Raw genomic sequence first — 12,580 nt, 5'->3', positions numbered from 1 at the left:
GCAGTTGAACGCCGAAGATCACATGGTGATTGCGGAGCGCTACATCAAAGAATGCCGGCGCAATCAGTACAACATGGACAAGCTGCTCTCTCAGGCCACAGAGCACATCGAGGCGGCTCGAAAGATCAATCCCGCAGCGAACGTCAAGATCGACGACGTGCACCACACAATCAATGATCTCGTTGCTGAATCACTCGCACTCCAAGCGCAGATTGATTGCAAGACGGGTATCTATAAAAAGCAGGTGCGCCGCGGCCTCAAAGCGGCCGACGAAGCGCTGAAGTACTGGCCCTTCTACGCCGAAATTTACGTCACCAAAGCGATCGGTTTGAAACGTCTCGGTCGGCATCGCGAAGCGCAAAAGATGCTGGATGTCGCGATAGAGAAAAATCCGCGGCACTTCCTCGCGCATGAACTTCGCAACGGGACGACAGACGCCGGCACGCCCGCGGCTGACTCGATGTGGTTCGGCCCGGACTTTTTCAAAGACATTCTGACTGACTGGCGTTTCCTTTCTATCCTCGCCCTCTTTTTCATTTGGCCGGGCTATTGCGTCTACCGGGTGTATACGGGCCTCCAGACCGGCGACCCAGACACAGCATATTACTTTTGGTGGGCGGTCGTGATGATCGGCGCTCCGATCGGCTTGAATGTTTTGAAAGAATGGTGGGAGCGTCAATGAGCCTGCCCAGCGACAGATACAGCGGCGGCCCGCCGAGTTCGGGATACGACGAAGATGCGCACTTCGCGCGACTGATGGACGTATGGTCTGCGCAACCCTTCAGAGACCCGGAGCACTGCAATCGGCATAACGACGATCTCCTGCTCGGGATCCTAAAACCGCACGGGATGCCCTCGAAGCAATTCGTGCAGGCTATCGGCGATCTTACATATGGTCTCTACGAGCACGAAGGCTTGTATGAGCTGCCGCCGCCCCTGAAGTTGCGGCACGACCTTGAGGAAAAGGAAGTGCTGTATGCCACGCATGGCGAACGGCTCGCTGCGGCCGACAGCGTAATACGAGAGTTCTTCGGCCGCTTCTTCAAGCGCGTGCGTCCTGAAATCGCGTTCAGCGAGCCCAAAGATCCGACCGTCGCACTGATCGAGCTCGCATCCAGCCCGGAAGATCTCGTGGCCGACTTCATGGATAGTTTTCATGAGCCCGACATCTTCCCGAAGACGGCCGAGATGCTGCGGAGAAACCTCTGCCGCGTGTCGGGCCTGAATTTCGACAATTTGCCCGAACGGCCGAAATTCAAATATCCGCAGGATGTGGATCTATCGCCGACGGACCTGAACGACGCCTATCTCCGCAGAACCCCGCTCGCGCGCATCCTCAATATCGCTGTTCCCTTCCACGTCCCCGAGCGAACCCGTTTCGAGCACACCCACGTCCTCGGAGGAACGGGTCACGGAAAAACGACCCTCCTCACTCAGCGTTTCATCGAGGACGTCTTCGACCCCAGGCAGCCTGCGATCATCGTCATTGATGGAAAGGGTACCTGGGCGCCGGCATTGCAGCGTTTGAAGATCTTCGGGCCCGCGCGCGAGCAGTCGAAGCGACTCATCTTCATCAACCCAAAAGATCCGCAGCCGCCGGCGCTGAATATGTTCAGCTTGCCGAACGTACCGGGCGGCATACGCGCTTCGATGATCGATAGCGTCACGGAAAACCTCGCATACATCTTCGGGTCACGTGACTTCGAGCTATCGGCGAAACAACGCACCGCATTCACCTACTGCGCGCAGCTCTTGTTTGCGCTGGACGAGACGCCGACGATCGAAACGCTGCTCGATCTGATGCAAGACCAACCGGAAAAGACCGGAGGGATCCGGCAGACGAGCCGATTCAAGCCGGCGCTCGAAAAGCAAGAGAGGCTATTCCGTCGCTTCTTCGACGATCTTTTCTACCACCCGACTGAGTACGGGGAGACACGGCGTCAGATCCAAAATCGTATCCACGACCTTCTGAGCAGCCCAGCCTTTGCGCGGATGCTGACCCGCCAGGAAAACACGCTCGATATGTTCGACGTAATGCAGAGCGGCAAAATCCTGATTGTTGACGCCTCACCGGGGGCGGTCGGAGAAAAGGCCGCGTCGGCATTCGGTCGCTACTTCATCGCCTCCGCGCTTTCGGCCGCGCGCGCCCGCGTCGAAGTCCCGCAATCGACTTGGCGACCCTGCTGGCTCTATGTGGATGAAGCGCAATTATTCGTGGACGAGGAGCGCACGCAGCCCCTGCTACAGCAGGCCCGCGGCTTCAATCTCGGCGTCATTCTCGCCCATCAGAAGCTTATGGATCTGTCGCCGCAGGTCCGCGCCACGTTCGCATCGAATACCTCGATCAAGTATTGCGGCACCCGATCGGCCGACGATGCGCGCGATATGGCGAAGGAAATGCGGTGCGATGCCAGCTTTATCCTCTCGCAGCCACGGGGCTCCTTCGCGACCTATATCGGCGGATACACGCCGCGCGCGCTCTCGACGTCTTATCCCGGCGGCATCATCGAGAACATAGACACCATGAGCGACGCTGAATACGCGCAGCTCGTCGCGCGCAACCGTGCCACCATGTCGCCGCGCCAGAGCACGTACCGCGGCCGGCCCGCACCGAGCGCGCGCCAGCCAGTGCCATCTCCGCGCCCCAAGCCGGACGACACGCCGCCGGATGCCGCGAGCTCTACGTACTGACGTGCTACACTTTTTCGTGAGGCCTGCGCACCGTTGCGCATGGCGTCCGCGCCGATTTGCGTTCGTGCGCAGAGTCGTGATTCCTCACGCGTATGGCAACACAGGCATCAAAGAGACGAGACAGGTTCGACCGGCGGCCCCGGAAGACGAAGGACGGAAGGCGAATCAACTCCGAGCCGACGCCGCGGGATCTCGCGATCGTCTATCCCAAGCTCCTCGAATACCGGGTCCTCCGCGCCGACTACATTCACGCATTCACTGGTGGAAACTACGACGCGCTCGCGAACCACCTGAGCCGGCAAGCGCTCGAACCGCACCTGTACCTTCAGGTCGTGAAGGCATCGAGCCGCGGCCGACAGGGCGACTTCAACTTTTTCCTTTATGAGCTCGGTCCCGGAGGAAAGAACGAGCTCCGGAAAAAGGGTTACGTGATCCCTGAGAAGATCGCTCCGGTACGGTTCGTGGACCACAAGAACCTGGAATGCATCTTCGAGGCCTCGATCGAGCTCGGAACGATCGCAGACCCGTCCGTTCAGCGCATTTGGGGCGACGAACTGAAGGCGAAATTCCCGAAAGCGACGCAAGAGCGGCCGGACCCCTTCAAGATCCCTGTGTTCGGTGATTTCTTCATCCGCCCAGATGGTCACGGCCCATTTCTCCTGAGCTACGACGACAAAGCGTTCCGGCTTTGTGTGTTCGAGGCTGACTGCGACACCGAATCCGACAACTCTGAATACACGAGCTCGATCCGCTTCAAAGTGGAAGCGTACCTCCACATTCTCCATGAGCAGATCTACCGCTCTCATTTCGGGTCTCAGACGTTTGTGCCCCTGTTTGTGACCACCGACCCCGACCAGGAACGAAAGATCCTGAAGCGCATCGAGAGCGTGATCGAGGAAAAGAAATACCCCAAGGATCTCGCCCGAAGCATCGGCGTGACGAGCACCGTTCTGTACACCTGGTACGACCTGAAAGCCGAACGCGCCGGCGGACACTTCCTGACCCGAGGATACAAGCGTGCGTTTGGGCTGCCTGATCTCTACATCAGCAAACCATAGGAGGGTGCATTGGAGGCTAAATTGACGAAGATCCGCGACCTCATCAATGAAAAGGAGCGGATCGAAGACGAACTCGCCGTGCTGCTCGGCGAGAAGGAAAAGCCCAAGCGCGGCCGGCCGTCGAAAGAGAAGACGGACGAAACCGTGGTATCATCTCAGTAGCGGCTTTTTTCGGAAGGTCGAAACGCGGCAGCAGAAACCCCGGATCGCTCCGGGGTTTTTGTTTATCGAGCCAAGAACTCCTCGGCGTGTTCGAGCGCCTTGATCGCGCAGGCCACGTCGTCGTGGAAGAGAGTGTTTGTCTTCTCCCACGTGCCCTCCTTCTTGTACGACTTCTCGATTGTGACGCTCATCTTGTCGCCGTTCTTCCACACGGCAGTCTTCACGCTGCCGATGCGCCATTCCCTCACGGGCTTCGGACTGTCACTCATCACTGTCTCCTTTCCCGCGGTTGGTTGTTCGGTGCGGGTGGCGGGGTAGCTCACGAGACCCTCCGGTGTTGCCGCTCCCCCATCCGCATCGAACGTCTGCGGCCAGTGTACCACGCGTCAGGTGGTACAATTCAATGCGGGTACTTTCACATAGGAGTCTCGCAATGAGCATCTTCGAGGAGGTGAAAACCGGCGTCACCGCGCGACAGGCTGCGGCCTATCTCAATCTCAAATTCCACAGCACCGAAAACGGCAAGGAAGGCGTGCAGCTCCGGTACGCATGCCCCTTCTGCGATCACGCCGATCGGCACGCGCTCAGCATCAATGAGGCGCGAGGCAAGTTTCAGTGCTTCCGGTGCAAGAATGGCGGCAGCGACATCATTACGCTTGTCGCAAAGCTGAAGAACCTGACGAACACCGAAGCGGCAAAAGAATTGAAGGACCAGTTCCTTCACCGTTCCACCGAGCCCCGGCCCGAGAAGGCCGAGGCGAAGGGGCGGCCGGGCGCCGTTGATAGTGCGGCGGGCGTCCGGCCGCTTGATTTCCACGATTGGGAGCATCCTGTCATGGATTTGCTGAAGATCTCACCGGCGGTTATTCGGGCGATCGGCGGCGGAATAGACCACACTGACCTGCTCGACGAACGCCTGTGTATCCCGCTGCGCATGGAGAGCGGCAACCTTATCGGCTACCTCGCGATTGCGACCAAGCCGGATCAAAAGCCGCTGATCCTCTTTTGGCCCGAGGACATGAACGTCTACATCGAGCCGGAGAAGCGCAGCCAGGACGAGATGAGAAAGTTGTTGCGCGTCGTGTAGCGGATTCCTATGCTGATCCCGTGACCTTTCTTGCGAACCTCGGCGGGCCTTGCAAACCGCCGGGGTTTTTCTTTTGTCCTCCGTTCGCTCACCATGCTTCATGGTGAACCGGACGATATGATTTGATTGCAATTCGCGCGGCGTGTGCAAATTAGATGTCCTCTTTTGAAAACAGGAGGACGCAATGCGCGACTACTTCTTCGGCTTCTTCTCCGCGTGCTTCATCATCATCGCGGTACTCGCCATCCTCACCTACATCCGAACGCCGGCCGCGGGCACGTATCGCTCAGCGCAGTACACGGTGCCGGTATGAGCGTGCCGGCGCTTCAGCTCACGCCTCGTGTGCAAGAGCTCGACGCGCGCATCCGCGGGCGCCTGATCTATCAGGTGCTCCGCCGGTGGGAAGTGGATCCCGACGGCTCATTCATCTTCGCCGGATGGCTCATCACCTACGTCAGCGACGGCGATGCCGTCATCATCGGCCTACAGGAGTACTTCCGATGACAAGGCCATGGATCGTCTGCGGCTTCACGTGCACGTGCGGCAACGAGTGGATCACAAACTTCTACAGCGTGCCGCCCTGGGGAGATTACCGGCGCAAATGCGATCGGTGCGGCCGGTTGTGCAGGCCCGACAGCAAGCACGACTTTCGCCGATGATAAAATCAGGAGCGGACCATAGGGGAGGGTTCGATGCACAGCAATCGGTGTGATTGCGGATGCGGGCGTAAGTTCGGCCTCATCCGTTACAGGTGGTTCGCGTACCAATTCGTTACTCGGGAATGCAAACGGAATTTCCTTCGTGTGAAAGCGCAACGCCGAAGGATTCACCGGATGTCGGCCGCACTTTCGCAGCTCAACATCCATTCACGCCCGCCGTGACAACAAAAGCAACAACGCGCCACTAAATATCAAAGCCCTCATAGCACAGCATCAGGCCGCCCATCGTGGCGGCCTTTTACTTTGGTACAATTGGGAGCGGACTTCTTTCACATAGGAGAACGCTCATGACATTGATGCTTCACACCGGCGGAGAGCCGGTGAATTACGACGCCCTCCGCGCTGTGCCGACACCGCAGGCGACGGATAGCCACGTACCGATCCCGCACCATGAACTCGTGGAGCTCGTGCGCTACACGCTCGGGTTCTATGGGCATGAGATCGCGGAGGAGGCGCACGCTATCGCGGCTGACGGATCGCGCTATTTCGGTCTCATGACGCTTCGCAGCCCTTACGGGGACTACAGCGATACGCTCGGTCTCCGGAATAGCCACGACAAGTCGTTCCCGATCGGCGTCGCGCACGGGTCGCGCGTATTCGTCTGCGACAATCTCGCGTTCGTCGGCGATACCGTCATCAAGCGCAAGCACACCTCGAAGGCGAAGAAGGAGCTGCCCGGCCTCATCACCGAGATCATACAGCCGCTCCAGGAACAGCGCATCGCGCAGAATCAGAAGCTCCTCGCCTACAAGGAGACCGAGCTGGCCGATGCCGTCGTGGACCACGCGGTGCTCGACCTGTACCGCAAGGATGTCATCGGCATCCAGGCGGTCGCGCACGTCCTGAAGGCCTACGAGGAACCGCCGCATGATTGGGGCGGCCGTACCGCGTGGCGCCTGTTCAACGCCGCGACGTTCGCGCTTGCCGGTAAGGTCGCCGAGCGGCCGGATCTCACCAAGCAGCTCCACACGGTCATTGATGGCACGTGCACGAGGCTGCAATGAAGATCGCGGTCTGCTCCACATGCGGCTCGGACGAGGTTCTCGCCGACGCATACGCCGCCTGGGCGGTCACGTCTCAGTCGTGGGAGCTCGCCCAGACGTTCGATAAGGGCGCGTATTGCGCGCGGTGCGACGGCCAAACGAAGCTTGTCTTCATGGCAATCCCACCGGCTCAGCAGGCGCTGTTCGAGCAATGAAGCCGATCGAGTACGAGTTCACGCTACCCGACGGCTCGAAGCGATACGAGTTCGTCGATCCTGAGAGCGGCTACAGCGTAATGGCGCAGATCAGGATGTTCTCGGAAATGCACGGTGCCATTCGGGCCGCGCCGATCGAGAACCGACCTCCGTGCGATTCTTCCCAGAGCAGCGACTAGGCACGCTGGCCGGCGAGGGACATAGGAACCCGGTTGAGAGCTGATGACTCGCAACGTGCGGAAGTCACAAAGGTCCTCGGAAAGTCCGAGGACCTATCTTTTTACGATCAGGATCCGCGGGCGATTGGCACGGATCATATTCCGACGCAGCCGCCGCACCTTCCACCACCGTATAAGCCGCTGCATATCGCCGCTCCTGCTAAACTGGATGCATGCGTAAAATACCGCCCGAACTACGGGCGCGCCTGGACGCGGATCCGTGGATGCATCGCTGCTGCCTCACCGGCACCGCGGAAAAGATCGAATGGCATCACAACCTTATCTTCGCCGGACGTCAAGTGAATGAGCCGTGGGCGATCTATGGGTGCATGAAAAGATCGAAGGCGACCCGCAGATCAAGGAGCTGTGCGACTGGATCATGCTCAACCGGGCCACGGATGACGAATTGCGGCCTTACTGCAAGGCGATCGATTACATCAGCCGGAAGCGCCTACTGAATCTCAAATACGGGCCATGGCGTGGTACAATCCCAGTAGCTTTGGATTCATAGCGCCGGAAGCGCGCGGAACCTCGCTATGCGCGCGCGATGCTCACACCGCCCGCTTTCGGCGCTATGGCTCGAAAGAAGAAAACAAAACCGGCGAAGAAGCCATTGCGCGAGAAGATCGCGCGCGAGCTCTATCGCACCCACGGACGGGAGATCCCGCACGAGGAGCTTGTCGCCTTCCTGGGCGTGGATCCGCTGCCTCGACCACCTATGTGCATCCAGGTGTCCGTCCGCGTGATACGATAACGCCGGGGCTGATCGGTATGTCGGTCGCTGCCTATCAACGGCGGCAACGGGCAACGGGCGTTCGATTCCCCGATTTTCATGGTCTGGCGACTTGCCCGCACCGACCGAGGTTCGAATCCTCGCAGCTCCACAATTTCATATGAGCGAAATCGGACCAGGATTTTCCAAGCATGACATCGAGCAGCGTATCGCAGACGCTCTAAGACAATTCCCCCGCTGGCGTCTCATTCGCGTGAACTGGAAGAAGTACACCGTCCACATCGTAGACGGTTTCGGAAACAAGAAGGTGATCCACATATCCGATGCGCTCGGCGGCAGAGTGTAGAATGAGCGTATGGCGAAGAAGAAAGCAGCCAAAAAGAAGCGCAAAACCGTCGTGACGGAAACTGATCTCAGTCGTGCATCGGAGGAGATCGTCGCAGAAGAACCGAAACCTCGCCGCGGCCGTCCACCGATCTACGAAAAGGAGGAGGATTTCACGGCGATGTTCTTCGAGTACGTGGATCGCTGCAAGGAGACGAAAGAAATGCCGAACAAGGCGGGAATGCGCTATTTTTTGCGTATCTCTGCCGACACATGGAATGTCTACCGGGAGAAATTTCCCGAAGCCCATAAAGAGGCCGAGGATTTCATCGAACAGGCTTGGGTGCAACGCCTCGCCGGCACGACGCCCACCGGCGCTATCTTCTATCTCAAGAATGCATTCTGGCAGGACTACAAGGACAGCCATCAGGGCGATCTGACGTTGCGGCCGGCATCGCTGACGAAAGACGACATCGGCGCCGCGATAGACAAGCTTCCGGAGAAGGAGCGCGACGCTTTGTATGTCCAAATCGCAAACGCCATCACTGGCGGTTCAACAGGAAGCGCGGCGTAAGCTACTCGCGCGCATATTGAGCAGTCCCGCCGATATTCGGCGTCGTTTTGCTGGAAAGCCGATCACTCTCCTGAAGCTGATCGATCCTGAAATGCGCTTTCCGAAAAAGCTGCGCATCGTGTTCGCGTGCCTCTACCTTCAGCAGCGGCCGGACGGCACACCATGCGGGCGTTTCATCATCAAAGGCCCACGCGGCGGCGGCAAATCGAAAATGCTCGGAGCGCTCGGATTCGTGCGATGGTTCCTCAAGCTCATGCGCATCGTCAATCTGGGCGGCTCGCTCGAACAGGCGAAGGGCGTCTACAACTATTTTCTTGGGCACGTCTACACGGAGGATGCCGAGGCGATCCGCTCGACCTTGCCGGACGAGCCCACGATGCTGCGCACCGAGACGGAGCAGGGGAACTATTACCGTGCCGTCGCTGCATCATCGAAACAGGTGCGCGGCCCGCACCCCGACGATCTCTACATCGACGAGGCATGCGAGGCGAAGGACGAGATCATTCTTTCGGCGCTGCCGATGGTGGACACGGCCGTATTTCCGCTCGTGATCTTCACATCGACATTTCACAAGATCTTCGGCCTATTCCAAGAGATCTGGGACAAGGCCGACGAGCTCGGCTATTGCCGCCTGTCCTGGGACATCTTCGACGTCACGCAGACATTCGATCCGGCCATATGGGATGATCCCGAGCTCAATCGGCAGATCCCGGATCTCGACAAGCTGAAGCAACGCGCGGCCGGCCGCACCGGCGATCCGGAAGGATGGGTGCCGCTCGCGAACATCATCCAGGCGTGGCGCGAAAAGCCGTCGCTCGATTGGTTCGACGTCGAATACATGGGGTCGCGCCCTTCGGCCGCCGGCATGGTGAACGATCCCGAGGACGTGGATGCATGCGTCATCGACGAGCTCGGCGAGGAATACGCATACCGTCCGGGCGCGGTCGTCGGCGGAGGCATCGACTGGGGCTATTCCGGCATGACGGTCGTGGACATCGAGATGGCCCACATGAACAATGTCCTAGTGGAGCTCGAAGCGCGGCATTTCACTCAGGTAGATGCCGACGTCATCTGCGAGGACGTGGCCGAGCTCACGGTCAGATACCGCGTCCAAACATGGCATGTGGATGCCTCGCACCCGTTCGAAAACTCTCTGCTGAAACGCACGATCGCCAAGCGCATCGCTCAGCTACCGGACGAGGAACAGTTCGCTTGCGCAGTCGTCGAAGTTCCGTTCGGCCGGCCGATACAGATCGCCGAAACCGCACGCACCGGCGCCAAGCGCGAGGTGAACCGCAAGCTGGGCACCGAGAAGGAAGCCATGCTCGGCAATTACCGCGCCCGCTTTCAGCGCCGTCTCAACCGCATGCAGCGCACGAACAAAGAGGGTATCTGGCAGCACAAACGCTACCGCTTCCAGGAGGGCACGGACAAGCCGCTCAAAGAGGACGATCACTATCCCGATGCGAAGATGCTCGCGCAGCGTAAATTCCCGCTCGGCCGCGTCGCGAGCGTCTTGCCCGACCCGACCGAAAAGAAGGATGAGCACGAGCAGTCATCCACAGGCAGCGGCGGTCTGATCGACCAAGTGTTTTGACGGCCGGGTGCTATCATTGCGGCATGGCGAAAAAGAAGATCGGCTACACCAAGCCGACCAAGGAGAACGAAACCCCTGACGTCAACCTCGGCCTAGAAATCGGCGATACCGGCACACGAATCTTCAGCGGCATCGTCAACGAGGAATACAATCCGAAACTCGTCGGCATCAAAGCCATCCAGGTCTACGATGAGATGCGCCGCAGCGACGGCACGATCCAGTCCACGCTGCAAATGGTAAAGCAGCCGCTGCTCTCCGCGGAATGGTATGTGAAGCCTGCGTCATCCGAGCAAGCCGACATTGACATCGCGGAATTTGTCGAAGACTGCCTATTCGAGCAGATGGAACTTCCCTATCCCGATTTCATGCGGCAGGCGTTGCTCGCGTTCGATTTCGGCCACATGGTCTTCGAGAAGGTCTTCGAGGTGCGCGACCTCGACGGCGCGCAGCGCATCGTGTGGAAGAAGCTCGCGCCGCGCATGCCGCGCTCGATCCGCCGATGGGCGATGTCTAACGGCGAGCCCGGCGTCACACAGTACAAATCGCTCGGGCAGTCCGTGGATATTCCGTGGAACAAGCTGATCGTATTCATCAACGATCGCGAAGGCGACAATCTCGACGGCGTGTCCGTTCTGCGTGCCGCGTACAAGCATTGGTACATCAAGACGACGCTCGAAAAGGTGGACGCGATAGCGCACGAGCGACAAGGCTTGGGCGTGCCGTATGCGAAGCTCCCGGAAGGCGCGACAAAGAAGGAACAGACGCAGGCTGAGGACATCTTGAAGAATATGCGTGCCAATGAGCACGCGTTCGTCACGATGCCTGACGGCTACGAGATCGGCTTCCTCGACATGAAGTCTGCGACCACGCGCGATCCGTCAAACTCCCTCGCTTACCATTCCCGCGAGATTTCAAAATCGATCCTGGCGCAGTTCATCGAGCTCGGCTCGACGCATGCCGGCGGCACCGGCGGTTCGCGCGCGCTCTCGCAGAACCATTCCGAGATCTTCTTGCAGGGCGAGGAGAACCGAGCCCGGTGGTTCGCCGCTTCGATGAAGGGCGCAATCAAGGAGCTTGTCGATCTCAATTTTCCCGGCGTGAAGAAATACCCGGAGCTCGATTTCGAAGGCATCAGCCAGGAGAACATTCAGGAGCTCGCGCAGACCTACGCGCAGCTCCGCACTGCCGGCGCCATCACCGCCCAGGACGCCGACGAGAACGCGTTCCGCGAGAAGATGGGCCTGCCGGATCTCGACGAAGCAGGCGTGCGCGAGGAACCGGCACAGCCCGACCCGCAGAACCCGAACCAGAAGGGAAAGAAGGGCGCTGCAAACGATAACGATCCGGCCGAAGCGAGCGAACACCGCCACGGCCTAAAAAAAAACTTTTCAGATACGTTTGAGCCGTTCCGCAAGCTGACCCTCGCGGAGATGCGCGTCGATTTTCAGCGCATCCAGGACAAGATGGACGAGCTCGAAAACGGGCTTCGCAATGACATCATTACGCAATTGAGCGCGGCGAACGAGAAGTACATCGCGCAGCTATCCCGCGCCGCCAACGCCGGCGACACGCAGGCAATCAAGGACGCGACGATCAAGGGCGACGACGAGTACCGCCGGATGCTCAAAGCTGCATTCAAGGGAGCATTCGAGTTCGGGAAGAACGGCGCCGCTCGTGAAATCGGCGTCCCAGCCCCTGCCAATCCGGCCGAGGTGCTTTCGCAGATCGACATACTCGCGACCACGATCGTTGACTCGCACCTGACCGACATCGTGCATGCGAGCAAGACGGCCTACCTCAACGTCATCAGCCAGGAGGGCTCAACGTTGCAGGCGCTGGCGGCCGCCGAGCGCGCCGCAGAGGAAACGATCGTGGAGCTCGCGCGGAACACGAGCTCAATCGTCGTTTCCGAGTACATCAACTACGGCCGCGAGATCACGTTCAACCGCGCCCAGGACAAGATCTACGCCTTGCAGCGCTCGGAACTGCTCGATTCGAAGACCTGCAAATTCTGCATTTCGATGGATGGCCGCGTGGTCGAAAAGGACGACGAAATGACCCATGCGCGCGCGTTTCATTCGTACTGTCGTGGAATCTGGGTGGCGATCCTGACCGACGAAGAAAACCCGCCGAAGATCACCGGCGTCCCGCAGTCATTGCGCGATCGGTACGGCGGCACTGTGAACGACCTGACGCAGCCGCCGGAGGTGGTAAAATAG

General features: G+C 59.3%; 15 protein-coding genes. 14 read left to right on the top strand and 1 reads right to left on the bottom strand.

Annotated features, from left to right (window positions below; translation table 11 throughout):
• Positions 1–4: 4 nt before the first annotated feature.
• The 4 genes from BRAD285_RS31040 (at position 5) to BRAD285_RS35610 (ending at position 3,911) form a co-directional block, all read left to right on the top strand.
• Positions 5–682, top strand: a complete 678-nt coding sequence (locus BRAD285_RS31040; protein ID WP_157681705.1) for a hypothetical protein — start codon at positions 5–7, stop codon at positions 680–682.
• On the top strand, positions 679–2,691 hold the full coding sequence (locus BRAD285_RS31035; protein WP_035648677.1) for a type IV secretory system conjugative DNA transfer family protein: 2,013 nt from the start codon (positions 679–681) through the stop codon (positions 2,689–2,691). The genes BRAD285_RS31040 and BRAD285_RS31035 overlap by 4 nt, the downstream gene beginning before the upstream one ends.
• A 92-nt stretch (positions 2,692–2,783) precedes the next feature.
• On the top strand, positions 2,784–3,749 hold the full coding sequence (locus tag BRAD285_RS31030) for a hypothetical protein (RefSeq protein WP_006615161.1): 966 nt from the start codon (positions 2,784–2,786) through the stop codon (positions 3,747–3,749).
• A 21-nt stretch (positions 3,750–3,770) separates the two neighbouring features.
• A complete protein-coding gene (locus BRAD285_RS35610; RefSeq protein ID WP_157681704.1) occupies positions 3,771–3,911 on the top strand; it encodes a hypothetical protein in 141 nt (46 codons plus the stop codon).
• 62 nt (positions 3,912–3,973) lie between these two features.
• Here the strand turns inward: BRAD285_RS35610 and BRAD285_RS31025 are convergent, their stop codons facing one another.
• On the bottom strand, positions 3,974–4,234 hold the full coding sequence (locus BRAD285_RS31025) for a hypothetical protein (RefSeq protein ID WP_139020720.1): 261 nt from the start codon (positions 4,232–4,234) through the stop codon (positions 3,974–3,976).
• A gap of 110 nt (positions 4,235–4,344) precedes the next feature.
• On the opposite strand from BRAD285_RS31025, the gene BRAD285_RS31020 reads away from it, so the two are divergent.
• From BRAD285_RS31020 to BRAD285_RS30970, 10 genes are all read left to right on the top strand, one after another.
• A complete protein-coding gene (locus BRAD285_RS31020) occupies positions 4,345–4,998 on the top strand; it encodes a CHC2 zinc finger domain-containing protein (RefSeq protein ID WP_050886985.1) in 654 nt (217 codons plus the stop codon).
• A gap of 184 nt (positions 4,999–5,182) precedes the next feature.
• Positions 5,183–5,311: a hypothetical protein gene (locus BRAD285_RS36550; RefSeq protein ID WP_256387656.1), complete on the top strand. Its 129-nt coding sequence runs from the start codon at positions 5,183–5,185 to the stop codon at positions 5,309–5,311.
• Entirely contained in the window at positions 5,308–5,502 is a 195-nt protein-coding gene (locus BRAD285_RS31015) for a hypothetical protein (RefSeq protein WP_035648682.1), read from the top strand. The genes BRAD285_RS36550 and BRAD285_RS31015 overlap by 4 nt, the downstream gene beginning before the upstream one ends.
• Positions 5,503–6,037: 535 nt before the next feature.
• Positions 6,038–6,721: a DUF932 domain-containing protein gene (locus BRAD285_RS31010; protein WP_197696966.1), complete on the top strand. Its 684-nt coding sequence runs from the start codon at positions 6,038–6,040 to the stop codon at positions 6,719–6,721.
• On the top strand, positions 6,718–6,915 hold the full coding sequence (locus tag BRAD285_RS31005) for a hypothetical protein (RefSeq protein ID WP_035648684.1): 198 nt from the start codon (positions 6,718–6,720) through the stop codon (positions 6,913–6,915). Before BRAD285_RS31010 ends, BRAD285_RS31005 begins: the two co-directional genes overlap by 4 nt.
• Positions 6,912–7,094 carry a hypothetical protein gene (locus BRAD285_RS31000; RefSeq protein WP_035648690.1) on the top strand — a complete coding sequence of 61 codons (183 nt, stop codon included), beginning with the start codon at positions 6,912–6,914 and terminating at the stop codon, positions 7,092–7,094. The genes BRAD285_RS31005 and BRAD285_RS31000 overlap by 4 nt, the downstream gene beginning before the upstream one ends.
• A 364-nt stretch (positions 7,095–7,458) precedes the next feature.
• Positions 7,459–7,644, top strand: coding sequence for a hypothetical protein (locus BRAD285_RS30995; RefSeq protein WP_087877691.1), 186 nt, complete (start codon positions 7,459–7,461; stop codon positions 7,642–7,644).
• 577 nt (positions 7,645–8,221) lie between these two features.
• Positions 8,222–8,764, top strand: coding sequence for a hypothetical protein (locus BRAD285_RS30980; RefSeq protein ID WP_006615171.1), 543 nt, complete (start codon positions 8,222–8,224; stop codon positions 8,762–8,764).
• Positions 8,712–10,361 (top strand): hypothetical protein, encoded by a 1,650-nt coding sequence (locus BRAD285_RS30975; protein WP_006615172.1) that lies wholly within the window; start codon positions 8,712–8,714, stop codon positions 10,359–10,361. The genes BRAD285_RS30980 and BRAD285_RS30975 overlap by 53 nt, the downstream gene beginning before the upstream one ends.
• A gap of 23 nt (positions 10,362–10,384) precedes the next feature.
• On the top strand, positions 10,385–12,580 hold the full coding sequence (locus tag BRAD285_RS30970; protein WP_035648696.1) for a DUF935 family protein: 2,196 nt from the start codon (positions 10,385–10,387) through the stop codon (positions 12,578–12,580).

The organism is Bradyrhizobium sp. ORS 285, from assembly GCF_900176205.1.
Taxonomy (GTDB): domain Bacteria; phylum Pseudomonadota; class Alphaproteobacteria; order Rhizobiales; family Xanthobacteraceae; genus Bradyrhizobium.
This window is presented reverse-complemented; position numbering and strand designations above follow the sequence as displayed.